This is a genomic window from Streptomyces sp. NBC_00425 (genome assembly GCF_036030735.1).
In the GTDB taxonomy this organism is placed as follows: domain Bacteria; phylum Actinomycetota; class Actinomycetes; order Streptomycetales; family Streptomycetaceae; genus Streptomyces.
In genome coordinates this window covers 2,471,411-2,497,762 of the sequence record NZ_CP107928.1, presented here as the reverse complement: position 1 = coordinate 2,497,762, position 26,352 = coordinate 2,471,411, and the positions used below count along the sequence as shown (strand labels likewise).

Here is a 26,352-nt window from a genome sequence, read left to right as displayed (position 1 = left end):
GCCGGCGGCGTACAGTTACTGGATCATCCTGACCCGCTGGACCGAGCCGTCCTGGTACTCTCGCTGCCCGCCGCCGGTACGCGTGGGGCCGAGCAGGCGCTGCTCCTCATGCTCACGGCGTTACGCACGGCCTCGACTACTTGCCCGGCCAGTGCCGGGGGATACGGGGGCCCGCCGTATCCGGGCATGGGCAGGATGCAGCAGAATCGTGAACCGGGTGCTCCGCGCGACCACCCCTGTATCGGCAGCCAGTCGTGGAAGACGGTGTGCACGCATACGTCGTTGCCTCATCTCAGCAACGCCTGAGCCGCCGCGCTGGATCCCCAACGGAACTCATGAGTGTCCAGCAACAGCCTCCGGCCCGGAAGGTGCTTCAGGCCGCGCCGACGAGAAGGTGCTGGCCAAAACCATCGCGCACTACGGCCGCGTCGACCGTCTCTGGAGTGACGAGTTCGGCTATGTGGAGCACAACGCTGCATCCGCGGTCACCGCGGCCATCGTCCGCGCCTTGTCCCGTCGCACCACTCATGCCTTCTCCTGCTGCAACTTCCCTACCAGAGCTGCCACTTGTAGGGCAGAGCGGAGGCCGGCCGGGAACGAGGGGCACCTGCCGGGCCATCGGGGGCACCGGAGCGGGTCAGGGTTCGGGCCGACGCGATCCGCCCGCGCACTCGGGGAGTGCGCGGGCGGATCGCTCACCGATGGTTCGCACCAACGGCTACCGAGGCGCGGCTACGGCGTGGCTGTCAACGCCGTGTGTCCGAGGGTGGTCGACCCGTCGCCGTACTCGACGGCGCCGACGTACTGTTGGCCGCGTTTCGCGTCCGGCCACGACACCGTGACCTCCGGACGGTCGCCCGCCGAGACATTCTGCTCGCTCGGGGTGACCGTGGGTGTCACGGCCGGGGTGCCCTGGCCGACCTTCCAGCTCCGCAGGGTGTACTGCTGGCTGGTGGTGCCTGTCGGCAGTTCTGACTGGCGGACGTAGACGTCGTAGTCGCCGGGCGGCAGATCGACGTGTTCGTCGGAGCCGGGGCCGGCCCAGTCGCCGATGTGGTTGCCGTTGGTGTCGAAGGCGTAGAGGTCGAGGTTGCTGCCGGGGACGTGGTCCGCGGAGGTGATGGCGAACCGGGTGAAGGGGGTGCCTGCGGGGACGTGGACGTGGTGTTTGACGACGGCGTCGTTGGTGCCCTGACTCATGGTGAAGTCCGCCTGGTCGGTGCCGGTGAGGGTGCCGGTGGTCTTCTCGCCGGTGTAGAGGGACGCCTTCGCGGTCAGCTCGCCGTTCCAGTCGACTGCGGGCCTCAGCGTCGCGGAGTCACCACCGGTGACCACGGCCTCTTTCGGGGCGGACAACGCTACGGAGCGCAGGGCGACCGGGCTGGTGACCTCGTGGTGGCTGTGCGCGTCGCTCCACGTCAGGGAGCCGAAGGACCAGGCGTTGTGGGCCGCACTCGTACGCTCGAAGGTCACCTTGTACGACGCCGACGCGCCCGGCGTGACCGTCAGCCGCTTCGGGGTGACCTCGGCGCGGAAGCCCGGCGGGGTCTGGAGATTCGCCCTGTACGTGGCGGTGCGCGCCGAGACGTTGGTGACCGTGCGCGTCACCGTCTGACCGGCCAGCAGGTCACCGACTGCGATCGACGGATAGTTGAGGTCGCTGGGGTCGGTCTTCGTGGCCGTGGCGCAGGCATCGGTGCCGTCCTCGGTGGTCGGCTTCTGGCCGATCGCGCAGAGGTAGGCGGTCCAGTCGGCGGAGGTGGAGTCGTAGACCAGGCCGGGGTCGGTGGCCCGGGTGACTCGGGGCAGGCCCGCGCCGTAGTCGAGGGGCGAGGCGGAGTCGGCCAGTTCGCGGCCGATGGGGTCGCCGTTCTCGTCGGTGGGCGTGGCCGTCGTCATCAGCGCCGACTTGATCTCCATCGGTGACCAGTCGGAGTGCAGTTGCCGCAGCAGGGCGGCGAGGCCGGCGATGTGCGGGGACGCCATCGAGGTGCCGTCGGAGAAGCTGAACCGGCCGGGGTAATAGCTGGTGCTGCCGGGCACCACGCCCGCCGGGATGGTCTGACCGAAGGAGGCGATGTCCGGCTTGAGCAGGTCGCCGTCGCTGAAGTGGTCCGGGCCGCTGGAGGAGAAGGAGGCGATCTCCCGGGTGGCCCGGTGGCTGCTCTGGGTGGGCGTGAACCGGGCGGTCGCGCCGGCCTGGGAGGCGTATGCGTGGACTGCCTTCGCGTCGTCGAGGTCGAGTTGGATCAGGGGCACCGAGAAGACGTACGGGGGCAGGAACTCGTCGTAGGCCGGGGTGTCGGTGAGTACGAGACCCTTGCCGCCGACCGCCAGGACCTCGTCCGACTTGTCGTCCTCCCAGATGCCGGCACCGCCTCGGTCGCAGACGATGATCTTGCCCTTCGCCTGGGCCGGATCGAGCGTGCCTGGCGCGCACAGCGCAGCCCGGCCGGCGTCCGAGCCGTCCTTGCGTACGGCGGCTGCCTCGACCAGCGGGGCAGAGCCGGCACCCGGGTTCAGGCCGACGCGGGTGTAGCGGCGGCCGTCGCCGAGGACCAGGGAGGTGGTGTACTGGGTGTCGTGCGACGACGCGGCGACCGTCGTGACCCACGGGCCGGTGTGGTGCACCGAGTCCGGGCCGCCGTTGTTGGCGGCCGCGGCGACGAACACGCCCGCCTTGGCCGCGTTGAACATGGCCTCCATGTCGGGCTGCTCGGTGAGTGTGCCGGTGATGGAGAAGTTGATGACGTCGACGCCGTCCGCCACGGCCCTGTCGATCGCGGCCGTGAGGTCCACGGTCGGGCAGCCGAAGCCCGGCCAGCACGCCTTGTAGAAGGCGAGGCGGGCAGCCGGGGCGACACCACTGAGCCTGCCCTCGGCGTTGCTGCCGGGTACCGACGCGGCGACGCCGTGGTTCCCGGCGGCCGTGCTGCCGGTGTGGGTGCCGTGGCTGCTGGTGTCCAACGGCGAGGGGGCGTCTTCGCGGTCCGCGGGGACGCCCGCACCGAACCACTGTGCGCCGATCACCTTGTTGTTGCAGGTCACCTTGTGCGTGGGGTCGTCGCCCGGGTCACAGTCGCCGTGCCACTTCCTGGCGATGGCCCCGGCGTCGGGGCGCGGATTCGGCAGTGCGGCGAACATCGGGTTCGAGGGGTCGAACCCGGTGTCCACGATCCCGACGATCACGCCTTCTCCGGCGTGCTCGGGGCCGCCCGCCTTCGCCCACAGGCCCTTGGCGCCGGAGAGGCCGAGAAGTCGGGGGGTGTCGGGGAACTGGGCGTGGCGGGCCGTCCGGGGCGCCTGGGAGCCCGGGGTGTGCGGTGTTCGGACTTCTGCGGGTCCGGTGAGTGCTGATCGCGCGGTGCCCCGCGCCCCTGAAAGACCTTGGCCCTGGGGGCCGCTCACCCCGCCGGAAGGGGTCGGCTGCTGGGCCGCAGAAGCCGTGACCTTGCCCTCGGTCCCGTCCCGGCCATCGGCCACGGTCCGGATGTAGGTTTCCGCCCGGCCGTCCGCCCTCGGCCCATCGTCGGGCCCCGTCGACGTCAGCTGAGCGACCGTGTTCCGGGTCACCGAGACGACACCAGGCGTCGAGGCCAGCTTCGCGGCCTGCCGGCCGGTCAGTTCGGCGGCGAATCCGCTGAACGTGTAGGAGTAGTCGTAGAGCGTCTCGACACCGGGCACGGCGTCGAGGACCCGCTCCCGACGGTCGTCCAGGTGCGCCACGTACTTCTCGACCGTGGCGGAGTCGGCGTCGAGCCGCTTCCCCGCCGTGGGCGCAGTCCGCTGCAGTCGGGGCAGCCCGCCCTCGTACGCGGCGACGGGTGGGTCGGCGAGCTTGACGATGTAGGTGTCGTCGCCGTAACTGCCTTTGCCCCCAGTGGAGTTGGTGTCGGAAGCGGTGGAGGTGGGAGCGATGACCGCCATGAGGGTCAGGGCTCCGGCGAGGAGGGGCGCGAGAGTGGTGATGGCCGCTCTCGGGCGTATGGGTGTGCGTGTCACTTGTGATCCATATCGATCGGGTGCCGCGGAAGAGCCGGGCGCCAGGTGTCCGGGCGCCATCCGCCTCTGCGGCTGTGGGGGTGTGCGGGGGCTACGGTGGGACTGTCGAAACCGTGCGCCCGAGGGGGCTCGAACCGTCGCCGTGTTCGACGAGGCAGAGGTACCGCGTGGCCTGGAAAGCAGGCCAGATCACTTTGAGTCAGAGCCCTCGCCCGCGGCCACCGCCGGGGTGACAGTGGTGGGGGTGTCGGGTTCGCCCTGGCCGAGATTCCGGCTCCAGAGCATGTACTGCGAGGTCTCCCCGGCCGGGCGGTGGCGCACCCTTGCGTGGATCCCGCGGGTCCAACACCTCGGTCAGCCGCGCCGGCAGGCCCGGGATCTCCTCGGAAACGACGTCGGAACACTCACGGAGTTGGCCAAGGGCAATCGGGATCAGCGATGACGCATCGGCAGGCACGGTCACTGTCACACTCCGGCCCCGCTGAACTGACAGATCGCCACGAACTGGGGGCGTCACGCGACAACGCCAAAGCCTTGACCCCGAAGAAGCTCATCGAGTGCCTGCAACCAGCAAGCTGACTCCGTCAGAGCCAGAGCACATCACAGCCTTCGCCAGCCCCGGAGCGGTTCAACGGGCGAGAGCGTCGGGCAGCGCTTCACCTATGTGGTGTGGTCCTCAACGGCCTGGATGAGCGCGCCGTCGGGGTCGTAGAACAGGAAGGATCGGATTCCGGGCAAGGGGGACCGGACGTAGTCGGTCTGAACCTCGATACCAGCGGCCTCGACGCGCTTAAAAAGGTCATCGATGTCGGACAATTTGAGCCCCAGCTCCGTGATGCCGGTCGCGCCGTAGCGCAGGTACTTGTCCGGAGCCTTGGTGGTGAACGGGTTGGCCCCCTGTTGCAGTTCCAGCGTCGCGCCGGAGTCGTCGGAGACGAGCACGATCCGGGTCGCCGCGCTCTTCACGCCGAGGATGTCGTCGAGCGTCGAGGTGTCGAACCACTCGCCGGGCTGTGTGACGTCGTACAGCGTGTTCTTGAATCCCAGGAGGTCCTGGTAGAAGGGCAGCGATCGCTCCAGGTCGCTCACCATGCAGATGTGATGGAAGGGCACGATTCTCCTCTGTGGGGTGAGGGAGGGGTAGCCGCGGGCACATTGGCCAGGTGGCAGTGACCCAGACCCGTCGACGGCCAACTACCGGCGCTGTTCTGTAACTTCAGCCGCAACGCTAGAACCTGACGCTAGTGTCAGGTGCAAGTCTTTCGGGTGAGACCCCCGCGAGGCGATGGACAGAGACGGCGGTCGGCTCGGCAAAGGATCGCCCGCCACTGAGGTGAGAAGGTCCGTCAGAACCGCCGATCTGTGACGGTCTGCAACTGACGGACCGGTCAGTGGAGTTGTGCGGACGGCCGGAAGGAACGGAGCGCCGCGAGCCGAAATTGCGACTCGAGTTGGTGGCGTTGACTCGTTGGTTGGTGATGTTGGCGGTGTGGGGCGGAGCCGGGGTTGCGTCGCCGGGCCGGGGTTCCGAAGCCGGCGCAAGGACGCCGACTCTTCGGCCCGCGCCGGGTGGTGCGCCGTGGCTCCCACGGTGGAGATGATCGGGAAGGTCACGCGGAGTCGTTGCCACGGGCTGGTGGCCGATTCTCTGGACCTGGTGGAGGAGGACGCCCGCTGTCGGCAGGACCAGGAGCCGGCCGGTGGCCACGGGCTGCGGCAGCCCGGCAGGCACCTTGCAGTAACCGCGGCACATCGACGCCCCCTGCCGCAGCTGCTTCGGCAGCAGCGGCGAGGCCGTCCGCCACCACCAGCGTCCGGTCCGCGTCGTGCCCCGCGCCGACAGCTGGTCGTGCCATGCGCTCGGGCAGCAGGTCGGGGACGATCGTCATTCGCGCAGAAGTGCGCCGCCGTTGATCGACCAGACCTGGCCGTTGATCCACTCCGCGTCGTCGGAGAGCAGGAACGCCACCACTCCGGCCAGGTCGCCGGGCCGGCCGAACCGGGGGCTGGGGATGGTCATTCGCGCGAATTCCAGCGCCTGAGGGGTCAGGGCCATCTTCTCCGCGGACTCGGTCATCACCACCCCGGGCGACACGCAGTTGCAGCGGATGCCCTCCTTGCCCCAGCGGGAGGCGACATGGCGGGTGAGCGCGTTGATCCCGGCCTTGCTGGTCTGGTACGCCGCGCGTTGGTGGTCGCCCACGTGCGCGGACGCCGAGGAGGTGTTGACGATCGCTCCACCGCCCTTTGCCAGCAGCAGGGGAAGGGCCGCGCGGCAGGTGAGCGCGAAGCCGATCAGGTTCACCTCGAGGGTGCGCCGCCATACGGCCGGGTCCATGTCCAGCAGGTCGCCGTCCCGGCCCAGCACGTCCGCCGAGGCGTCGGCGGCGACGTTGTAGAGCCCGTCGACTCCGCCGAGCTGGTCGACGGTGGTATCGAACAGGGCGCGTACCGACCGCTCGTCGGCGAGGTCGAACTCGACGGCGAGGGCGGCTCCGCCGACGTCGCTGATGCGCTTGGCGGTGGCCTGCGCCGCGTCCACGTCGATGTCGCCGATCACGACCGTGGCGCCCTCGGCGGCGAGGCGCTCGGCGGTGCCCGCGCCTATCCCGTTACCGCCTCCGGCGATGACGATGCGCTGTCCGGTGAGTCCCCTCATGGCATGGCTCCTGTTCCTGACTGATGCGGAGTGACCGGGTTCTTGGGTGGGGTGGCGTGCTGGCACGCACGACCGGCGGCTCCTTGCACGGTTCACGTCGGCCGGACAGCGCCACCACCTCCATGAAGCACGTTAACCGACAGTCGTAGGAAAACCAACAGACGTCGGTTAGGTATCGTGTCAGCCATGACCACGACCCGACAGAACCCGCCGGTAGCCGACCGGCGCGTACGTCGCACTCACGCGGCCCTGCAGGGCGCGCTGATCAAGCTCGTCGAGGAGCAGGAGCTGGGGCAGATCAGCGTCGCGGACGTGGCCGAACAGGCCGGTGTGAACCGCACGACCTTTTACGACCACTACCGGGACGTGCACGAACTGGCCGAGGCCGCCTGTACCTCGACGATCGACACCCTGATCGAGTCACTCCCCGTCCTCGACCCCTCACCGGCGGACCCGGACGCGGAACCCGCCCGGTCACTCGTCGCGTTCTTCGAGAACCTCGCCGAGCACGCCGGCCTCTACCGCAGCCTCCTGGGGCCGCAGGGCAGCGCCCGCGTCATCGACCACATCCGCAGCCGCATGACCGCCAGCGTCCATGTCACCGTGCGCCTGAACGCCGGCGCCGCGCCGGACAGTGCCTCGGCGGCCGACATCCCTCACGACGTACCCGCCGCGTTCATCGCCGGCGCGCTCCTCGGCGTGGCCACCGACTGGCTCCAACGCGACAGCCCCCGCACACCGACCGAGATGGCCGAACTGACCTGGCCACTTCTTGTCGCCCAGTACCCCGCCGACACACAGCACGCCAGAACATGAGGTGATCCTCCGGCTCACGAGTCTCGGGGCTCGGCCTGCCCGGTCAAGCGCCCCACCGTGCGCGCGTGGTCGGCACGTACGCTGGCCGCTCGGTCGATGATCATGGCCTGGGCGCTCCCGCCGTCCGACAACCGAGTGGCCGGTGGCCCGGGTTCACCGGTGTGGGCAGCCGACCGGATGGCAGGGGAAGGAAGCGGTGTCGGATGGGCGAAGATGCTCTGCGCTGGAGCCGGTACCGCGGCATGCCGTGGAAGAACGGCGGCGGTGTGACCCGGGAGGTCGCGTCGGGCGCCGTGCAGGCGCCCCTGGCCTCGGTGGAGAGCACGGACGGCTTCGACTGGCGGGTGAGTGTCGCGGACGTGGACGCGGGAGGCTCCTTCTCCGCCTTTCCCGGTATCGACCGTGTGATCACCCCCGTCGAGGGCGAGGGCATGGTGCTGACGGTGGACGGGACAGCGCATCCGGTCGGGCCGCTGAGCCCCTTCGCCTTCTCCGGCGACGCGGCGACGGACTGTCGGCTGGAGGCGGGCGCGGTCCGCAACCTGAATGTGATGACCCGCAGGAGCCGTGCGACGGCACAGGTGCGGATCATCACCGTCGCCGCCGCACGGGTGACGGAGTTGGCCTGCGCCGCGGGCGAGACCCTGCTCGTCATGGCCGTCACCGAGGGGATCACCATCGACGGACCTGACGGCCAAGAGATCACGCTCGGCCGTCTCGACTGCGTGCGCCACGAAGGCCCGGCGGCGCTGACGCTACGGGGCGACGGCGTGGTGGCCGGGATCACGATCACCGCGGTGCGCTGAAAGCGGGAAACCAGCGGCCACCCGGTCGTCTCGGTGGCGGTAGCGGCGATGCGCTGACCCTGTGCGACCTGCGGTGACTGTGTCATCTGCATGGTCGCCGCGATGTCACCGGTGCCGCGGAACCGGATCCGATCTGGGCATTGACGAAGTGCAGAGCAAGGGGCAGTGCCTCGTTCTTGTCCATGCGAACGCCGAGCCGCCGCTCGATGATGCCCAGAGCGGCCTGAGGTCACGGTGAGGTCCGTCGCTGAACCGGCCTGCCGCACACCACCTTGTGGGTGGGCAGGCCGGTTCAGGCGGTACTGGCGGCGGCGCCGCGTACGGGGTGGCTGTGGTGCGGGTGGCTCGGGTCCGTCGCCACCGCGATGATCTCGTCGAGGCGGGCGCGCACTGCCGTCAGGTCGCCGATCTGGCGGTCGATGCGGGCCCGTTCGGTGATGAGGCTGTCGGTGAAACCGATGGGCGAGGGGCCCTCGTTCATGCACCGCGGCAGGACCTCGCGGACGAGCCTGCTCGCCAGGCCGGCGGCGTACAGCTGCTGGATCATCCTGACCCGGGCGACCGCGCCCTCCGGGTACTGCCGCTGCCCGCCGCCGGTACGGGTGGCGCCGAGCAGCCCCTGCTCCTCGTAGTACCGCAGTGCCCGGACGCTGACCCCCGCCTGTTCGGCGACCTCTCCGATCCGCATCGCTCCTCCTTGCCGGTCCAATGTCATGTCAGAGGTGCCTCTGACGTCAGTGGGAGGTTTCAGCGTAGCCGATGTCGTCATCACGGGCCTTTCGTCTGGCCCCGGCCGGCCACAACGTGCCGGATCACGGTGAACCAGGTGCACACATGGCGACCTGGCGGTGCCGGGAGGCGGGGGGTCAGTGGCGGGGCAGGAGGGTGCGCAGGCGGGCGGTGTGCTCGTCGATGGCCTGGGGGCCGTTGCTGGTGAGCAGGCGGACGCCTTCCTCCCAGATGACCTTGATGGCGGTCGGGTTGGTGGTCGTCCGTACCTCGTAGCCGGCGTTCCTGAGGGCTTCGTCGATGAAGTAGCCCATGCGTACCTTCTTGCCGGGGATCTTGAGGTAGCCGTTGCTGAGGACGAAGAGTTCGGCGGATTTGGCGACCGTGGTCACGCTGACGCCGTTGAAGGCGTGCTGGGTGTCGGTGACGACGGTGCCGTCGGGGCTCACCCGGTACTTGGCCGAGGCCATGGCGACGGGGGCGTGGCAGATCAGCGAGATCAGCACCTGGTTCTCCCGCGCGGTGTGCAGGAGTTCGCCGAGCCAGGGGTTGTCGACGAAGTCGACCATGGGGGCGTGGCCGCCGGGCATGTGCACGAAGTCGAACGCGCCCAGGTCGAAGGCGTCCTCGGGGTCGCGGTGTCTGAGCACGAGCTGCTCGATGGACTGGTAGGTGTGCTCCGGAAGGTCCTGCATCGACTTGACCAGGTCGTCACGCAGCACCACGACCTCCTTGTCACTGCCCGGCAGCGACTCGGAGACCGGCAGGCGGCCCAGGTAGCGGCGGGCGAGGGCGAGTTCGCTGTCCCGGCGGGCGACGAGTCCTGGCCGTTTGGCACGGAAGGTGTCGACATCGAAGCGGAACGCCTGCGCCGCGGTGGCCGAGACCGTTGCGGAGCTGAACTTGTCCGCGGCGTGCATCGACAGGGCCAGGCCGTTGATCTCCAGCTGCGGGACGAGCCCGCCGGGGGTGGCGAAGGTGAACTCGTACTCGTTGCCGAACTCCTTGAGGATCTGCGCCAGCTCGACCAGGTAGAACCCGGTCGAGACAGCGGGGTGGTCCGCCGGTTCGGTGAGCGGCAGGACAGCGGCCGACGGGACGACGATCAGCGCCTTGGGCTTGGACGAGTGGGTGGGGGCGGGGGTGTCCATGGCATGCCTTCTTTCGGTGTACGAGCAAGGAAGAAACGGACGGGGCGCTTCCCGGTTACGACGTGTCGCGCCCCGTGGCGCGTGATGGTGGTGGTCAGGCGGTGGCTGCGGCCGGTGCGTAGACCGTGGCTGGGTCGAGGGCCAGGTTCGCCTTGGCCTGCGCGGACATCGGGTCGGCGATGACCTCGGCCTGCTTCGCCTCGACCCCGTCGAGCGCGGCCCTGACGACGTCGGCCGGATCGTTCTTCTCGAACGGCAGTCCCTTGGCCAGGTCGGTGTCGGTGGGTCCCAGATACACGCCGGTGACCAGGGTGTTCTGTGCGGAGAGTTCGAGGCGGACGCTGTTGGTCAGGCTCCACGCGGCGGCCTTGGCCGCGTGGTAGGCGCCCCAGTGCTCGGACGGGACCCAGGAGGCGACCGACAGGACGTTGACGATGGCCCCGCCGCCACCCGCCTTCAGGATCGGGGCGAAGGCCCGGATCATGCGCAACGGGCCGTAGTAGGCGGTGTCCATCTCCAGTTCGATCTGCTCCAGGTCGCCGTTGACCAGGCCGTTGACGGTGTTGATGCCGGCGTTGTTGACCAGCAGCGTCACGTCCGAGGCGACTTCCGCCACGGCGGCGACGGAGGCCGGGTCGGTGATGTCGAGCCGGAGCACCTCCGCTCCGGGCAGATCGACGCTCTCGGGGTTGCGCGCGGTGGCGTACACCTTGGACGCTCCCCGCTCAAGCAGTTGGGTGGCGAAGTGTCGGCCGAGGCCGCGGCCCGCACCGGTGACGAGGGCGACAGAGTTGGCGATGTCCATGGGAGAGGTCCTTCACGTAGGAGTGCGGCGTCGGACGCACCGTGGGCGGGGCCGACACCAGCTACGCTAAAACCTCTCGCTAACGTCAGGTGCAAGTCCTTTCAGGGTGGGAGCTCCGCGAGGAGGCGTCGTGGCTCGCCGGCGAGCTGCTGGCGGCGACTCATGGGTCATGGCACAGACCATGTACGAGGGGATCAGGTGGCGGTTCGGTCGGAGTCGACGAGTGCCGCCGGATCGACGCGCTGAATCTCGGTGCTCCGCTCTGCCGCCATGACCTGGGCCCCCAGAGCTCGGGCAGCTGCCGCCCGCTGTGCATCCTGCTGACTGCCGTCCGCGAACGGCCGGGTTCCGGTTCCGCTGAGATCGGTGCCTTCCAGGACCTGCGGTAGCCGCGTGCGCCGGTCCAGCACGGCGTGGGCGGTCGCGGTGAGACGGGACGCGGCCGGGCGCGCGTCGGGGAGCCAGGCCAGCACCAGCTGGGTGGGCGGGTATCCGTAGACGGGCACTGCTCGTACGGATCCGCCGAGGCGGTCCCGGACGCTGTCGCCGACGACGACCACGAGCCGGCCGAGTGCGACGCGGTCGACCATGGTGTCCAGCGCCTCGTGGGGCAGTTCCGCCTCGTAGCCCGGCAGTGCTTCCACCTCTGCGAGGGTCAAAAACGGGCGGTCGGCCAGAGGGTGGCCCGCCGGGAGCAGGACGACCGGCTCCTCAAGGCCGAGCTCCATCACCTCGAGACCAGAGCCGGGGGTGGCGACCGACTGGCACATCAGGGCGACGTCCGCGGTGCCGTCCCGAAGAGCGCCGATCTCGTCGTAGGTGAAAACCACCTCGGTGAGCACGCCGTCCGGGCCCCGTGCGCCGACGGCGAGGAGATCGGGCAGGATACCCGGGCCCGCGGCGGGGCGTGCCGCGACGGTGACCCGTTGCGGTACGGCGGCCTTGCGCGCCTTGCGCACGGCGGTGTCCAGCGCCGCGAGGATCGTGCGGCACTCGGCCAGGAAGACCTCGCCCGCGGCTGTCAGCGTCACCTGACGTGTGGTGCGTTTCAGCAGGGGGACTCCCACGCGCCTCTCCAGTTGGGCGATGGCGCGGGACAGGGGCGGCTGGGTGATGCCGAGGCGTTCCGCGGCCTGGCCGAAGTGCAGGGTCTCGGCCACGGTCACGAAGTAGGCGAGTTCCCGGGTCTCCAACTGATTCATGCTTCCAAGGTATTACCTGTTGCCCAGACAGTCATTGCTCCGCCGCTGACGCCCTGGTCAGCTTGGTCGTGCGCCTCCCAGGCCCCGGCCGGTCGAGGTGCTCGTGCCGTGCCGACCCCGCACGCATCACACATCACGAGAGGCAGAGCTGTGAAATCCGTTCAGTACCAGAGCTTCGGCGGTCCCGAGGTCCTTGAAGTCGTCGACGTTCCGGATCCGAAGATGTTCGCCGATCTCGTGCTGGTGAGAATCGAGGCAGCCGCGCTCAATCCGGCGGACCTGGCCTTCCAGGCCGGATACGCGGATCCTCTCGTGGACTCCCTCTTCCCGGTGACACCCGGATGGGACCTGGCCGGGGTCATCGAGCAGGCCGGACCCGCGACGACGGGATTCAGGCCGGGCGACGAGGTGATCGGCTTCGTCCGTGACAAGGCCATGCACTACGGCACCTACGCGGAGAAGATCTCGGCCGAACCGCGCCAACTGGTGCGCAAGCCGAGGAACCTGAGCTGGGCCCAGGCCGCCGGACTGCCGGTCGCCGGGCTGACCGCCTACCAGGCGATCGTGCACAGCCTTGAGGTGACCGCCGGAGACGCCGTCCTGGTCCACGGGGCGGCGGGAGGCGTCGGACACCTCGCCGTCCAGATCGCCGTGGCACGGGGCGCCCGGGTGATCGGGACGGGCTCCGAGGCCAGCCAGGCGTTCATCGAGTCCCTGGGAGCGACGCCCGTGCGCTACGGCGACGAACTCGTCGAGCAGGTACGCAAGATCGCCCCGGACGGGATCGACGCCATCCTCGACACCGCCGGGCGTGGCTCCCTGTCCACGACCCAGGAGATCGCCGCCCTCGGTGCGCGGGTCGCCTCCATCACGCGGTCCGCCGCCGAGTACGCGGGGGCCATCGACGTCTACCTCCACCTCGACGGCGACGACCTGACCCGGCTGGTGGAGCTCGCCGAGGAGGGCAAGCTCACGGTGCACGTCGAGCGGGCATTCCCGCTCGAAGAAGCGGCGCAGGCCCAGCAGTTGCTGGCCGGCGGCCACGTCCGAGGCAAGATCGTCCTGGAAAACCGCAGGGAGGCATGAGGACCATGCAGGACAGTCCCGTCATCACCGCGGTCACCGACATCGCCTCTCCCCCGGCGGAGGTGTGGAAGGTGCTGACCGACTTCGCCGGATACGCCAAGTGGCACCCCGCGCTGCGTTTCATCGATGCTCCCACCGAAATACTCCCCGGAACCCAGCTACGGGCCCAGGTGACGCTGGGGACCGAGAGCGACGGGGAGTACAGATTCACGGTCGCCCACTACGAGGCACCTCGGCGGCTCGTCTGGGAGGGCGGCATTCCCGACGTCCTCATGGGGCGGCACTCCTTCGTCCTCAAGCCCCGTGACGGCGGAACACGCTTCACGGAATCCGAGGAGTTCACGGGCACGGCCGCCGTGGAAACCGTGGAGCCCGCCCGGTCCCAGATGGAAGAGAGCTACGCGAGGTACGGCAGGGCCCTGAAAGAACGACTCCTTTCCGGGCACTGACCACCCGCGCAACCCACACACCGGAGACGTCCGCGCCCGAAGACCGCAACTCCCCATGGTCTTCGGGCGCGGGTACACCCGAAGACGCAGACCCAGCACCACGCGGTAAAGCAACGAACGGCAGGTTCGGCATCGTCGGCGTCGCGGTGCACGCATGGCCGTCAAGGCGGGGATCGACGTGCCGCTCAGCAACCCGCACGGTCTCCAGACCCTCGAACCCTCACCGGCCGCCTCGCCTCGGGCGCACGCTCGCTCCGGCTCAGGGCGCGCGGGCACCTCGGTGAACGTCCCGTATGCCTCGGCCTGCTCATCAGTCAGCTCGGCCGTGGGTGTCGGCGCCCTTCTCCTGGCGGCCGGCGTGGGTGGCGGGTGCACCCTGGTGCAGAGCAGGGGTGGCCGCCCAGCTGGCGAGGAGCTTGAGCCGGTCTTCGTGGGGGGTGCCCGGCTCGGCGGTGTAGATGGTCAGGGAGTGCGCTTCGCGGGCGGACACGGGCAGGTCCAGCGGCTGGTAGGTGAGTTCGAGGAGGCCGGCGTCGGGGTGGTGGAAGCGTTTGACGCCGCCGTGGTGGATGCGCACGTTGTGAGCGGCCCATTGGGCGCGGAATTCGGTGCTGACCGTGGACAGTTCACCGACGAGCGCGCGCAGGGACTTGTCGCCTGGGTAGCGGCCGGCTTCCGCGCGCAGCAGCGCGACGGTGATGTCGGCGGCGCCGTCCCAGTCGTGGACGAAGTCGTGGGAGGCGTCGTCGAGGAAGTAGTACCGGGCGAAGTTGGGGCGACTGCGTTCGTCGGTGGTGCTGCTGTCGAACATCGGCGCGAACAGGGCGCGGGCGAGTGCGTTGGTGGCCACGATGTCCAGGCGGCCGTTGGTGACGAACGCCGCGGACAGGGTCATTGAGTCCAGAAGCCACTGGACGCGGGGCGGGACGTCGACGGGCTTGCGGCGGCGCCGGGTGGCGGGGCTGGGCTGGGCGGCTTTGGCCAGGTCGAAGAGGTAGGTGCGTTCGTCCTCGTCGAGTTGCAGGGTGCGTGCCACCGCTTCGAGGACATCGTCGGACACGCCGCTGATATGGCCTTTCTCCAGCCGCGTGTACCACTCGGTGCTCACCCCGGCGAGGACGGCGACCTCCTCGCGGCGCAGCCCGGGTACCCGGCGCCGGCCGCTGGTGGGCAGGCCGACCTGCTCGGGGGTGAGCTGGGCGCGGCGGCGGGCGAGAAAGTCACGGATGTCGGCGCGGTTGTCCAGGCGGCGTTCCATGCTCTCAACGCTACGGTCCACAACCGTGGGGAGGGGGGTCGAGCGTGTACCCCCGACAAACGCAGCCTCCCGCGCTCGCGGTGGAGGCTGTTTCGTGGGATGCGAACCACGTTCTCGATCCCTGCGGAGATGATGTATGACCACGCGAGGAGGTACCCTCCACGCCCCTGCCGGTGTACGCGTCGACGACGGCGAGCGTCCACCCACCCGGCTTCCGCTCGTCGTCTACGTGCTGACTCTCGGCACTTTTTGATGGGCACGACCGAGTTCGTGGTGGCCGGGCTGCTGATCACTGTCTTCGCGGTCGGGATGATCGTCGGCGCGCCGCTGACGGCGGCAGGCGTCCGCACATGACGAGGACCGTGGCCCCCGCGGTGACCACGGTCCTGCTGCCGGCGCTCTGCCTGCTGTCCGGCCACGCCGCGCCCACGGTTGCGCTCATCGCCCTGCTGGGGCTGTTCGGGCTGGGCGCGAACCCGGTGCTCATCTTCCTGGGGGTGAGTTTCGCGGGTCAGGCGCTCCCTCTGGGGTCCGCGCTGACCGAGTCCCCTTTGAGGGCCACGGGCCCGGCGGCTGTCGGCACCGGCATCGCCGCGCTGACCCTGATCCCCGCGATCACCATCGCCCTCATCCAGCGTCGCCGTCCTATGGCGCGCATCCAGGCCGCTACGGCGTGACGCCCGCCCGGGGCCGGTTGCGCCCCTTCCAGCAGGGGCAGGCGCGAAATGCGCATACCGAAGAGAGTGCGGAGATCCCGTACCTCCCTGAAATCCATCGGCGCCACAGGCGCCGACGCACAGAAAAAGGAGACTCACCCATGCGCGGAGTAGTCATGCACACAGCCGGTGACGTTCGGGTCGAGGAGCGCGAGGATCCAAAGATCGTCGAACCCACTGACGCGATCGTGAAGCTGACCGCGACCTGTATCTGCGGCTCCGACCTGTGGCCGTATCGCGGCATCGAGCCCGCCGACCACACGCTCATGGGCCATGAGTACGTGGGAGTGGTGGAGGAAGTCGGCTCGGATGTGACGACCGTCCGCCCCGGGGACTTCGTGGTCGGATCGTTCGTCATCTCGGACAACACCTGCGAGATCTGCCGGGCCGGGTTCCAGTCCAAGTGTGTGCACGCCGAGTTCGTCCACGGGGGGATCGGCACCCAGGCCGAGAAGGCGCGCATCCCGCACGCCGACGGCACGCTGGTCGCCACCCCGGGACAGCCCGATCCCGAGTTGATCCCCGCACTGCTGGCCGCCTCCGACGTGCTCGGCACCGGCTGGTACGCCGCCGTCGCCGCCGAGGCCGGACCCGGCAAGACCGTCGCGGTCGTCGGCGACGGCGCGGTCGGCCTCATGGCTGTCCTCGCCGCCAAACAACTGGGCGCGGAACGCATCATCGCCATGTCCCGGCACCCCGAGCGGCAGAAGCTGGCCCGCTACTACGGGGCCACCGACATCGTCGAAGAACGCGGCGACGAGGGCATAGCGAAGATCAAGGAACTCACCGGCGGGCTCGGCGCGCACTCGGTCATCGAGGCGGTCGGAACCCAGGAGTCGTTCATGCAGGCCGTCGGCGCCACCCGCGGCGGCGGACACCTGGGGTACGTGGGCGTGAACTACGACGTGTCCATCCCCGGGATCGAGCTGTTCTTCGCCGGGATCCACACCCTCGGCGGCCCGGCCCCGGTGCGCCGGTTCCTGCCCGACCTGATCCAGCTCATCTGGGACCGCAAGATCGACCCCGGCAAGGTCTTCGACCTCACCCTGCCCCTCGACCAGGCCCCGGAGGGCTACAAGGCCATGGACGAGCGGCGCGCCACCAAGGTCCTGCTCACCCTCTGACACACCAGCTCACGCCGCCTCCCGGCCGAAGCGCGGGCCGTGGGCCGGTCCTCGGCGGCGTCGATCACGCCGATCGGTCACCGGTGGTCCACTCGCGTGAACACCGATTCCGTCCTCTCGTCGCGCCGTGGCGCAACGAGAGGACGGCAGGACCTTCGAGCTTCTGGCGCTTTCGCGAGTATCAGGGCGACACTGAAGTCGTTCGAGCCGAAGGTGCGGGCGATGACCAGGCCCACCAGGGGCCGACACCGACGATGGAAATACTGGTCACGGAGTCACCTGTATGTTCCTGAATTGGGATAGCGCCCTCCGGTTCGCTGTGGCAAGCGCAGCACGAAAAATGGATAGGTCAATCCGATTGCTAGACTGGCTGGTATGACCCCTGGCGCTCAGCACCCCGACGGTCCCGCCGTTCAGCCTCTGCGCAGTGACGCCGAGCGAAACCGGGAGCGGATCATCGCCGCAGCGCGCACGGTGTTCGCGCGGGACGGCCTGAGCGCCTCCATGGCTTCCGTGGCCCGCGAGGCGGGCGTGGGGATCGCCACCATGTTCCGCCGCTTCCCCACGAAGGAGGAACTGGTCGACGCCGTCTTCTCCGACCGCATGGGTGCCTACGCCGACGTGGTCACCGGTGCCCTGGAGGACCCCGACCCGTGGAACGGTTTCGTCGGCTACATCGAATCCGCCTGCGCGATGCAGGCCGCCGACAACGGCTTCGCCGATGTCCTGACCATGACCTTCCCTACCGCCAAGGTGTTGGAGCAACGCCGTAACGAGGCGTACGAAGCCATGCTGCGCCTCATCGACCGCGCCAAGGCCACCGGCCGCCTGCGCGAGGACTTCGACCCCTCGGACCTCGTACTGATCCACATGGCCAACGCCGGCGTCGTCAACGCCACCGGCGACGCCGCCCCGGACGCCTGGCGGCGCGTCGTCGCCCTGTTCATCCAGTCTCTTGAGGCCCCGGCCCGCGGCCCGCTGCCCGGCTCGCCCGGGCACGACGCGCTCTACAGGGCCATGCTCCGCGTCGGCCAGGGCACCACCAGACCGGTGCCGGGCAAGGGCGGCTGACTTCAGGACCGGAGCACCCGTGCCAGGGCGCGGCACGGGTGCGGCATGTCGGGCAAGAGCGCTGGCACATGGCGGTGGCGGGCACTCGCAGTTGTGGAGATGTACCCGCGCTCGCGAGGCAGTTGGCGTGGCGACGCGACACCCAGGTCGGTGACGGTCGCGACGCACTCGATGAATGCACATGCGAACGCCGTGAGTCGTTCTCTCGCCGGTGCCCCTATGCCGAGGGGAGGCGGACCCGACCTGCACGCGTCCTGAAACTCGGCCTCGGCGAAGAGAGCCAGGAGAAGACTGCTCCGGTCGGTGAACCGGCGGATCAGACCCGAACCCCGGCGCTCCCCTGTGGGGATCGTCAGTCGGGGATCGGGGTGAGGATCTGGTGGAGTGTGCGGTGGGTGATCTTCCAGTGCCCGTCGTCGAGGCGGTAGTGGTCGGCCTGTTCGAAGATGTGTCCGCCGGTGGCCACAGTGTAGGGGGCGGGTCCGGATTCGGTGGGTGGGCGGCCGCCGTACCCGAGCAGGGTGACGGTTCCCTGAGCGGTGGTGTCGCCGATGGTGTGGAAGTGCGTGGCCCCCATTATGTGGCGGGCGGTCAGCTCCTCGGGCCCTGGACGGGCGTTGAGCAGGTCCAGGATCTCGCCATGGCCACGTATCTTCTGTCCGAGCCGCTCGTAGAGGGCGTCGGGGGCGAAGAATTCAAGCACCGCGTCGTACTCGCGGCGGTCGTAGTGGTGGTAAAAAGCAGTGTTGAGCCGGGCCAGCGCCCAGGCGGTCGCGTCCTCGTCGGTCATGCCGTCGTTCCGTTTGGGGTGATGCTGTCCGGGCTGGTGCGGGTCTTGAGGACGAAGTCGAACTCCATCGAACGGTAGGGGCCCTGGAAGCCTGCGGCTGCTGTGTCCTTGGGGTCCTCGTGCAGGACGGTGTCGGCCTGCAGCGCGGGAGGGGCCAGGGTTCCGCCGACGAAGTCGACGGGGATGACCGGGTCTCCCTTGAAATAGACCTCACCCCGCCAGGGAGTGATCAGGTCGGAGTGGTGGACCTCGTAGTGGATGTGGGCCGGACGGTAGAGGCTGCGCCCGAGGGCTGCGACGGCTTGGACGACCCCGTCGACCTTCCTGATATGGGAGTCGGCGTAGGCGACCGGGGCGACGGTGGTGAAGGTGTAGCGGCCGTCGGCGTCCGTGAACAGGTGGCCGCGCAGGTTGTACGTGGGCACTCCGTCGTCGTACAGCGCGGAGTAGTCGCCGTTGTTGGCCGCGTGGTAGATATCCAGCTTGGCGCCCTCGAGCGGCCGACCATGGCCGTCCAGAACGCGGCCGGACACGACGAGCGGAGTGCCGGGTTCGTCCGGTCGCATCGGCAGGACGCCGGGATTGTCGATGCGTGGGGAGCCTGCGATGTACGTGGGGCTGTTGACCTCTTCGGAGGGGGTGTAGCCGTCCCGGCCGCCCTGGAAGACTTCGCTGAACAGCGGCATGGCGACCAGTGCCAGCGGGGCGCCCGTGGCCGCCTGGGCCTTCTGCAGCAGGCCGGTGACCGCATTGAGGTCGTCGAAGGTCAGTCCCTCCTCGTCCCGCATGCGGGCCAGAGCGTCCTTGAACGCCTTGACGAGACGGACTGCGCGGGGGTTGATCAGTGCCGGGTCGACGTAGGACGGATCGGTGGTCGTGGTCATGCCGGTCTACTCCTCTAAATGCGGTGGGGGGATTGGCTGATGGCAGGCATCAGCAGGCCGCGGGTGTGAGGGATTAACTGCTCGCTGGACTCGGTGGTCCCCATCACGCCCGAGGCCGCGAACGGCGCGGTCGGCAGTATCCGTCGCAGCCGAGCCCTTCTCCTTGACCGCGCCGCGGCCCGGAACGCCGCGGCGCGATCAAGGTTGGACGAAGGACGGATGACGCAAGCCGGTCCGGTGTCAGAGGCTGAAGACGAGCTCGGCCTGGTCGCGCTTGGTGGTGTGCAGCTCCCAGTAGACGGGGGAGATCTCCTCGGGCTGGGCCGTCGGGAAACCGGGGACGGCCGGCGTGCCGATCGACACGTCGATGCCGACGTGGGCGGCCTGGATGCCGGTGCCGTCCAGTTCCTTGTGCAGGTTGACCGCCCAGTTACGCAGGGCCGCGGCGGCGGCGTTGACGTTGCCGACCTGCGGCACGGGGTCGATGGAGCCGGCGCCGGTCGTGTAGAGCAGGGTGCCCGCACCGGCCTCGCGCATCGCGGGCAGTACCGCCTTGGTGGCGGCGATCGCCCCGTACAGCTGGAACTCGATCTCGTGCTGCACGTGGGACGGTTCGGTGTCGGCCGGGGTGGTCATAGCCGTGGAGCCGAAGGTCCCCACCGGGGAGTACTCCAGGACGTCGATGCTGCCGAACTTCGCGGCGGCGTCCTTGAGTGCCTGGGTGAGCGCGTCACGGTCGAGCACGTCCGCGGGAAACGCGGCGGCGGTGATGTCCTCGCCGGTCAGGGTGCCGACGAGACTGTCGAGCTTCTCGCGGTTGCGGGAGATCAGGGCGACGTCGAAGCCCTGGGAGCCGAAGGTGCGGGCGATGGCCAGGCCCAGCTGGGGGCCGGCTCCGATGATGGCGATGCTGGTCACGGCAAAGTCCCTTTCAGGAAGATATGGCACCGGAAGACAGAGATCTGGATAGGTTTATCCGATTCGTGATCCGGATAGCTCTTTCCGGTTCACTGTCGCCACGGTATCACGGAAATGGATAGGGTGATCCGATTGTCTGTCGCGTGATGTGAGCCCTGGCGCCCGGGGGGCGGGAGAAGCTGATCGGCGTGCTCAAGGCGACGCGGCGTGCGGTCACTCGGGCGGCTCCCTCACCGGACTCCTGCGCGGGCTCGCACCAAACATCCAGCGGGCCTGACGTGCTCAATCGAGCCCGGGCGCACGGTTCGCGGCCGTAGCGTCCAGGGTGGCGGTCGGTGCGGGCCCGCAGTGCTGTGACGTCACAAGCCCCGACCGGTCACGCGTCGAGCGGCACCGCCCTACAGTCCGACGATTGTCGGCGATCGCGATTTTCCCCGTCTAGGGTGTTTTAGTTACTTCGTTATTCTTCATCCTGAATTCTCCTGATTGGCAATGAGTGCGGCGGAGTTCGGGATCGAGGGACCTGGTCATCGCGGAGTTCGCGTGAGCGGTCTTCGGCCTGTGGGTGGGAAGGCCGATGGGCAGCCCGGATGGCGAGGAGAACGTTCGTCGTGGTCGATGTCACGGGCGGCCCGCCGATGAGCGAGGCCGACTGGGCCGGACTGTTCAAGAGCTGGTTCCTGGAACTGGCCAACTTCCGACTGAGGCAGATCACTTGGGCGGACATCGACCAGCACCGTGACTACATCGAGAGCCTGCTGGGAACGGTGACGGCCACCACGATCCACCAGCGGCTGCGCGACGAGCACAAGCTTCAGGTGCCGATCTCCGCGTTCCGCCGCTGGGCGCACGCCACGCTGCCCGACAAAGTGAAGAGGTCGCAGGTCTGCATCCGGAGGCAGTTGGCTTCGCCGGCCACTACGACATCGACATCGACGTCCTGGCCGCCTACCGGCCCACCGGCAAGGACCGGGTCGAGCGCCAAGTCCTGATCGTCCGCGACCACGTGCTCGCCGGACGGGCCTTCTCCTCCACTGAGGAGATGGACGCCGCCTTCATGGCCTGGGTGCCGCAGCGACGCGCCCGCACCCACGCAACGCACCACGAGGTCATCGGACTCGGGCCGCCCGCGATCACGCGGCCCTCAAGCCGCTGCCGCCCCGCGCCGTTCGTCCTGGCCCGCTGGTCGACCGCGACGGTCGGGCCGGTGGCGCCCTCCGGATGTGAGGGGGGCGCGTCGCGCGTTGCGTTCACGCTGTACGTGAGTGTGGTGCCGTATGCGAAGGAGGGATGACCAGGCGATCGGCCCGGCCACCCCTCCTCGTCGTCACCGTCAGCCGAAGTCGCGCACCTTGATCGAGTAGATGCCGCGGCCGTGCGTGGCCGCGTGCAGGGTGCGGCCGTCAAGGCCCAGCTTCAGCTGGAGCACGGCGACGGCCGGGAGGTCGCCGACGCGCTGCCAGGTGCTTCGGCCCGGGCGCGGTAGACGACACCGAGGTCGGTGCCGACGGCGAGGCCGCCCTACGGTGTGACGACGGCGGAGTCGGCCGGCACGTCAGGGAAGTTCCTGGAGATGTCCTTCCAGGTGGTGCCGCCGTCCTTGGACTCGAAGACATGGCCGACACCCGCACCCGGGCCCGGGCCCTCGGTCCACTGCCCGGAGAAGCCGTTGACCGTGATGACCACGTGGCCGGCGTTCTTCGGGTCGACGGCGAAGCCGCAGAGGTAGCGGTTGGGTACGGTCCCGTCGACCGGGAGCGTGATGTCGTGCCAGCCGGTGCCTCCCCCAGACTCCGTCCGGGAGGTGCCCCCAGAGTTGCCGACGGAGATGCCGCGGGCGGAGCCCTGGTTGTTGCAGGGGCCGCACCAGGCCGCGTAGACCTTGCCGCCGGAGGCCGCGACGGCCGTCGCGGTGTGGTCGGCTCCGAGGTCGTCACGCTGGCCCACTCGTCGCCGCTGCGGATGGCGTACCCGTGAGTCTGCACCCACACGTGACGGCCGCCCGCGATCCACGTCGAGGGGCTCTCCGCGTCGGCCGCGAGCGGGGCGCTGAAGCGGGTCTCGCCGGTGGCGTTGTCGGCCGGGGCGACGTCGTAGGACGTGACCTTGGAGGCGTCGTCGATCCAACTGCCGTCGTTGACAGCGCAGTTCTGGGTCACCTGGATGGAGGGATAGGCGTACTCCTGAGCGATGTTGCACTCGTTGGCCGGGTCGGTGAGGGTGCCGCCGCCGTCGCCCCCGAAGTCGGCTTCGTTCAGCCCGTTCGTGCCATGGCCGACGACGGACTCCCGGTAAGGTGGGCCACACGGCTGGCCGTCAATGCCGGTCATGGGTGGACGAGAAGTCAACTCACTGTCAGCCCGTCCAGGCCAGGTTGAGCACCGGTTCGGACGAACCTATCCGGCAGTGATCGGATCATGCCTTTGTGCCGGTCCTGGTGGGACTGTTGCGTGGTGCTGTCCCGGGCGGGGGTCTGACTCATGAGATCTATGACCGAAGTGTCCAGTCACAGGCTTGTCGACTGTCGTTGCGGGATGGTGTCTGCTGCCACCGAGCCACAGGGCGTGTCCCAATAGGGGCCTTGCCGAAGTTCAGGCGCCATCACGGTTCAGACCGCCCGAGCAGGCCGGTGCCAGCCACCCAGTACGTCACCACGCGGGAGGCGAACCAATCATGACGACCCGACAGCGCAGTACCTCCTCGAGCACGGATCCGCCCGTTCGGCGCGAGGTCGTTCTGGGCGTGGACACGCACGGTGAGGTGCATGTTGCCGCCGCGGTCTCCCCGCTCGGGAAGATCCTGGGTACCGAGTCCTTTCCGGCCACGGCGGCCGGCTACCGACAGCTGCTCGTCTGGGCCCGCAAGCGGGGGACGGTGCGCCGGGCCGGCGTGGAGGGCACGGGCACCTTCGGCGCGGGCCTGTCCCGCTACCTGCTGGCTCAGCGTGTCGAGGTGTTCGAAGTGAACCGGCCCGACCGCACGGCTCGTCGTCTGCTCGGGAAGTCGGACCCGCTCGATGCGCAGGCTGCTGCGCGGGCTGTGCTCAGCGGTCGCGCCCGGGCGCGGGCCAAAACCGGCGACGGTCCGGTGCACAGCGCCCGGATGTACAAGCTCGCCAAGGACTCCGCGGTTAAGGCCCGCACCCAGGCGATCAACCAGCTCAAAGCCGTCCTGGTCATAGCCGACCCCGCCTTGCGGGAACGGCTGTCGAACCTCGGCAATGCCGAGCTGTTCCGCACCTGCGCGCGCTTCAGCCCGTGCGACGGTGGGGGAGACGAGGACGCGGTGACCCAGGCCACCCACATGACGCTGCGCTTGCTCGCCGAGCGCATCGAACAACTCACCGGGCAGATCGATGAGCTGAACCGGCGCCTGACCCGGCTCGTCGAACACCACGCCCCGCAGCTGCTCGTACCGGTGGGCATCGGCCCGGACAGTGCCGTCACTCTACTGATCACCATGGGAGACAACCCCGAGCGGCTGAACACCGAGGCATCCTTTGCCGCCCTTTGCGGAGTCAGCCCCGTCGAGTACTCCTCGGGCCGGCGGAGCACGCGCCGGCTCAACCACGGCGGCGACCGCCAGGCGAACGCCGCCCTGCACCGCATCGTGTTCACTCGGCTGCGCCACGACCCGCGCACCCAGGCGTACTACGAACGCCGCACGCAGGAGGGCAAGACCCGACGTGAGATCATCCGATGCCTCAAGCGGTATGCCGCCCGAGAGGTCTTCAACCTGGTCAGACCGGTTTCCCGCACCCCCGGGTTATAGGGGCGTCTGTGAGACGCGGAGGCAAGAGGGGCACGGTTCGCGGGGCCGTGCTCTCGCCGTCTGTATCTCGTTTGGGCGGCGGCTGGGTCACCCGTCGCCGGCACCGGGAGTCTGGCGGCGTGGGTGCTCAGGTGGGTCCGTAGGGGCTCCAGCCGTGCATGAACGGCTGGAGGTCTTCGGTGCGGGGCTCGGGGATTTCGGGTAGCAATGGTGAACCGTTGAGCGGGTTCAGGCGTTGGACGTGGCTCTCGGTCCACGCGATCCATGCCTCGGCTTCCTCCCTGGCCGGCCCGGGAGGAAGACTTTCTGCGTGAAGGCGGAGTGCGCCGACGTACTCGACGAGGCCCGCTGTACGCTGCCACGCCGCGTGCTGTGCTTCGAGGTGGCGGACACGGTATGCCTCTGCGTATTCGGTCCTGGCCTGGCGCTTGGCGGCTTCCCATCGCAGGCGCTTGTGCTGTGCTTCTTCCAGGTCGTCCAGACGCTTGCGTTCGGCTGCCTGGCCGCGAAGGCCGATCTCCTGCACGATTTCGGCGCGCTGGTCCTCGAGAGGGCGTGCGGCCGTGTCGGCCCACTCGCTCAGGGCGTCGGCGTAGTCGTCGGGCGTCCGTTTCGTGATCACGTGAGCTGAAGGAGGGCGAGCGGACGGTTCCCTGCTCACGTGACGTACGCCTCGGAGCTGCTGCGTCTGCCAGCACCGTTAGGTGGAGCGAGCCGACTGTGCTGAGGGATGATCTCCTGCGTGGCTGAAGAGGCAGGTACTGGTGCGGACGACGCTTGTCTATGGGATGAGCGACTGAGCTGGGCGTGCGGACTGATAGCGGATGATCCGGCTGCGAGGACCGCAGCGCTTGCCCATCTGGCTGAGGCACGGTGGCAGGTCGTGGACGCGCTCGGTCGGTTCAACGAGATGTGGCGGCTGACGCGGCTCCTGGAAGCGGACGAGCAGTACCGGGAGCCGGCCTTTCTCAAGGCGCGTCGGAGGTACCAGCAGGCGCAGAGACGTTCGCTGCCCGACGGGCTGTGGGATCGCCCTGCGAGCGAGGATCTGGCCACTTGGCCGGGGTTGCCCTACGCGTTGCTCTTCCTGGAGTGGGAAGCGAGATTCCCCCAGGACTGGACGCAGCATGCGAAGGCGTGGGGTACGAAGGAGAGCCTGATCCGGGAGGTGGCCCGTGCTCGCCAGGAGGAGGCCGTCAAGGCGAAGCTCACCGACCTGGTAGAGATCGTCGTCCACCGTGCGTATCGCTGCAAGGACCGCGAGTACGTGCGGGTTGCCCGGGCTGTCGACAGCGCTGACCTGCGCGGCAGGCTCGATCGGGCAGCCGATTCCGACAGTCCGTGGGCCCGGTGCCATGCAGGGTATGTGCTCTGGCTCCTTGACCGCCCTGACCTGCCGAACACCCGTCATGTCTGGCAGACCTGGGTGGCAGGCAAGGCTGCGGCGTTGATGTGACCTGAGGACGATGCCGGCAAGGTCCCGTGATCATGGAGTGCTCTACGCCCTCGTGACCTGACTGGAAGACCGTGCCTGCCGATGCATCATCCGCGATCCCGCTCGCCCTTGACCGGCTCCGCGTTGTCTGGCTGTGCTTGTTCTGCTTCTTGTATGCGTCATCGGGCTTTGGATCCGGGTGGTTACGGCGGATGACCGCGCCGAGGGAGAGGCCCGCGCTGATATGCGGAGTGGTGCTGAGACTCGGCAGGAAAAGCTCGTCGGGGCGGCGGCCGACGGTGTGCTGGACGACAGCGAGATCGCTCGGGTTTTCCCTCAGGGAAAGCCGGCTCAGGGCCTGGTCAGGATCGAGCGCCACGGTCCCGATGTCATAGTGACGGCAGAGCTATTGGGCGTCGGGCCGGGGGTCCTCCTCACCAGCGAGACATATATGACAGGGTGCTTCACCTTCACCGTCACACCGGACGGGCGCGGCCATCGGAGGTCCGAGGTCACCATCAGGGAACTGGCCGTAGAGAACGAGCCGCAGTCCGCGTGTACGACGGCAGGGGTGCCGTCTCCCAGCGTCTTCCCGAGCCACTGAATGAGGGATGCGGCTGGGGCGATCAGCCGAAGCGTTGACCCGGCAAACCACCGTGATCAGCAACGATCCATGCCGA

At 68.9% G+C, this 26,352-nt stretch carries 23 protein-coding genes and 2 pseudogenes; 11 read left to right on the top strand and 14 right to left on the bottom strand.

Features of this window, described 5'->3' with window-relative positions:
* Positions 1–15: 15 nt before the first annotated feature.
* The 4 genes and pseudogenes from OHS82_RS10435 to OHS82_RS10420 all read right to left on the bottom strand — a co-directional run.
* Positions 16–105, bottom strand: a pseudogene (locus OHS82_RS10435) (MerR family transcriptional regulator); the annotation flags it as partial.
* 627 nt (positions 106–732) lie between these two features.
* Positions 733–4,002 (bottom strand): S8 family serine peptidase, encoded by a 3,270-nt coding sequence (locus tag OHS82_RS10430; RefSeq protein ID WP_328433749.1) that lies wholly within the window; start codon positions 4,000–4,002, stop codon positions 733–735.
* 660 nt (positions 4,003–4,662) lie between these two features.
* Entirely contained in the window at positions 4,663–5,115 is a 453-nt protein-coding gene (locus tag OHS82_RS10425; protein WP_328433748.1) for a VOC family protein, read from the bottom strand.
* 772 nt (positions 5,116–5,887) lie between these two features.
* Positions 5,888–6,661 (bottom strand): SDR family NAD(P)-dependent oxidoreductase, encoded by a 774-nt coding sequence (locus OHS82_RS10420; protein ID WP_319097266.1) that lies wholly within the window; start codon positions 6,659–6,661, stop codon positions 5,888–5,890.
* Positions 6,662–6,847: 186 nt separating this feature from the next.
* Here OHS82_RS10420 and OHS82_RS10415 point away from each other — a divergent pair, with 186 nt between their 5' ends.
* Positions 6,848–7,477 carry a TetR/AcrR family transcriptional regulator gene (locus OHS82_RS10415; protein WP_328433747.1) on the top strand — a complete coding sequence of 210 codons (630 nt, stop codon included), beginning with the start codon at positions 6,848–6,850 and terminating at the stop codon, positions 7,475–7,477.
* A 203-nt stretch (positions 7,478–7,680) separates the two neighbouring features.
* Entirely contained in the window at positions 7,681–8,283 is a 603-nt protein-coding gene (locus OHS82_RS10410; protein ID WP_328433746.1) for a HutD/Ves family protein, read from the top strand.
* Between the two features lie 292 nt (positions 8,284–8,575).
* Here the strand turns inward: OHS82_RS10410 and OHS82_RS10405 are convergent, their stop codons facing one another.
* The 4 genes from OHS82_RS10405 to OHS82_RS10390 all read right to left on the bottom strand — a co-directional run bounded on the left by OHS82_RS10405 (position 8,576) and on the right by OHS82_RS10390 (position 12,170).
* Positions 8,576–8,971: a MerR family transcriptional regulator gene (locus OHS82_RS10405; protein ID WP_086746773.1), complete on the bottom strand. Its 396-nt coding sequence runs from the start codon at positions 8,969–8,971 to the stop codon at positions 8,576–8,578.
* A gap of 178 nt (positions 8,972–9,149) precedes the next feature.
* Complete coding sequence (locus OHS82_RS10400) at positions 9,150–10,163, bottom strand: DJ-1/PfpI family protein (RefSeq protein ID WP_328433745.1); 1,014 nt, start codon at positions 10,161–10,163, stop codon at positions 9,150–9,152.
* Positions 10,164–10,257: 94 nt separating this feature from the next.
* Entirely contained in the window at positions 10,258–10,968 is a 711-nt protein-coding gene (locus OHS82_RS10395; RefSeq protein ID WP_328433744.1) for an SDR family oxidoreductase, read from the bottom strand.
* Positions 10,969–11,162: 194 nt separating this feature from the next.
* The gene (locus tag OHS82_RS10390) at positions 11,163–12,170 is read right to left on the bottom strand and encodes a LysR family transcriptional regulator (protein ID WP_328433743.1); all 1,008 of its coding nucleotides are present in this window, start codon (positions 12,168–12,170) and stop codon (positions 11,163–11,165) included.
* Positions 12,171–12,320: 150 nt separating this feature from the next.
* On the opposite strand from OHS82_RS10390, the gene OHS82_RS10385 reads away from it, so the two are divergent.
* Complete coding sequence (locus OHS82_RS10385; protein WP_086746777.1) at positions 12,321–13,256, top strand: NADP-dependent oxidoreductase; 936 nt, start codon at positions 12,321–12,323, stop codon at positions 13,254–13,256.
* 5 nt (positions 13,257–13,261) lie between these two features.
* Entirely contained in the window at positions 13,262–13,705 is a 444-nt protein-coding gene (locus OHS82_RS10380) for an SRPBCC domain-containing protein (RefSeq protein ID WP_179200802.1), read from the top strand.
* 310 nt (positions 13,706–14,015) lie between these two features.
* Here OHS82_RS10380 and OHS82_RS10375 read toward each other — a convergent pair whose 3' ends face one another.
* The gene (locus tag OHS82_RS10375; RefSeq protein WP_086746779.1) at positions 14,016–14,963 is read right to left on the bottom strand and encodes a helix-turn-helix domain-containing protein; all 948 of its coding nucleotides are present in this window, start codon (positions 14,961–14,963) and stop codon (positions 14,016–14,018) included.
* Positions 14,964–15,313: 350 nt separating this feature from the next.
* Between OHS82_RS10375 and OHS82_RS10370 the strand changes: the two genes are divergently transcribed.
* From OHS82_RS10370 to OHS82_RS10360, 3 genes are all read left to right on the top strand, one after another.
* A complete protein-coding gene (locus tag OHS82_RS10370; RefSeq protein WP_328433742.1) occupies positions 15,314–15,640 on the top strand; it encodes a hypothetical protein in 327 nt (108 codons plus the stop codon).
* Positions 15,641–15,780: 140 nt separating this feature from the next.
* A complete protein-coding gene (locus OHS82_RS10365) occupies positions 15,781–16,803 on the top strand; it encodes a zinc-dependent alcohol dehydrogenase family protein (RefSeq protein WP_218779565.1) in 1,023 nt (340 codons plus the stop codon).
* Positions 16,804–17,178: 375 nt separating this feature from the next.
* A complete protein-coding gene (locus OHS82_RS10360; RefSeq protein ID WP_327723500.1) occupies positions 17,179–17,874 on the top strand; it encodes a TetR/AcrR family transcriptional regulator in 696 nt (231 codons plus the stop codon).
* Positions 17,875–18,226: 352 nt separating this feature from the next.
* Here OHS82_RS10360 and OHS82_RS10355 read toward each other — a convergent pair whose 3' ends face one another.
* The 3 genes from OHS82_RS10355 to OHS82_RS10345 form a co-directional block, all read right to left on the bottom strand.
* Positions 18,227–18,664, bottom strand: coding sequence for a nuclear transport factor 2 family protein (locus tag OHS82_RS10355; RefSeq protein WP_086746784.1), 438 nt, complete (start codon positions 18,662–18,664; stop codon positions 18,227–18,229).
* On the bottom strand, positions 18,661–19,548 hold the full coding sequence (locus OHS82_RS10350) for a dioxygenase family protein (RefSeq protein ID WP_086746785.1): 888 nt from the start codon (positions 19,546–19,548) through the stop codon (positions 18,661–18,663). The genes OHS82_RS10355 and OHS82_RS10350 overlap by 4 nt, the downstream gene beginning before the upstream one ends.
* 240 nt (positions 19,549–19,788) lie before the next feature.
* Entirely contained in the window at positions 19,789–20,466 is a 678-nt protein-coding gene (locus OHS82_RS10345; RefSeq protein WP_086746786.1) for an SDR family NAD(P)-dependent oxidoreductase, read from the bottom strand.
* A gap of 611 nt (positions 20,467–21,077) precedes the next feature.
* Between OHS82_RS10345 and OHS82_RS10340 the strand changes: the two genes are divergently transcribed.
* Entirely contained in the window at positions 21,078–21,458 is a 381-nt protein-coding gene (locus tag OHS82_RS10340) for a hypothetical protein (RefSeq protein WP_328433741.1), read from the top strand.
* Between the two features lie 341 nt (positions 21,459–21,799).
* On the opposite strand, the pseudogene OHS82_RS10330 reads toward OHS82_RS10340, so the two are convergent.
* A pseudogene (locus OHS82_RS10330) lies at positions 21,800–22,715 on the bottom strand (glycosyl hydrolase); the annotation flags it as partial.
* A 424-nt stretch (positions 22,716–23,139) separates the two neighbouring features.
* Here OHS82_RS10330 and OHS82_RS10325 point away from each other — a divergent pair.
* Positions 23,140–24,237, top strand: coding sequence for an IS110 family transposase (locus OHS82_RS10325; RefSeq protein WP_256960205.1), 1,098 nt, complete (start codon positions 23,140–23,142; stop codon positions 24,235–24,237).
* Positions 24,238–24,364: 127 nt separating this feature from the next.
* Here OHS82_RS10325 and OHS82_RS10320 read toward each other — a convergent pair whose 3' ends face one another.
* Positions 24,365–24,859, bottom strand: coding sequence for a hypothetical protein (locus OHS82_RS10320; protein WP_328433740.1), 495 nt, complete (start codon positions 24,857–24,859; stop codon positions 24,365–24,367).
* Positions 24,860–25,120: 261 nt separating this feature from the next.
* Here OHS82_RS10320 and OHS82_RS10315 point away from each other — a divergent pair, with 261 nt between their 5' ends.
* Both OHS82_RS10315 and OHS82_RS10310 read left to right on the top strand, forming a co-directional pair.
* Positions 25,121–25,693, top strand: coding sequence for a hypothetical protein (locus OHS82_RS10315; RefSeq protein ID WP_328433739.1), 573 nt, complete (start codon positions 25,121–25,123; stop codon positions 25,691–25,693).
* A 133-nt stretch (positions 25,694–25,826) separates the two neighbouring features.
* Complete coding sequence (locus tag OHS82_RS10310) at positions 25,827–26,276, top strand: hypothetical protein (RefSeq protein ID WP_328433738.1); 450 nt, start codon at positions 25,827–25,829, stop codon at positions 26,274–26,276.
* Positions 26,277–26,352 lie beyond the last annotated feature (76 nt).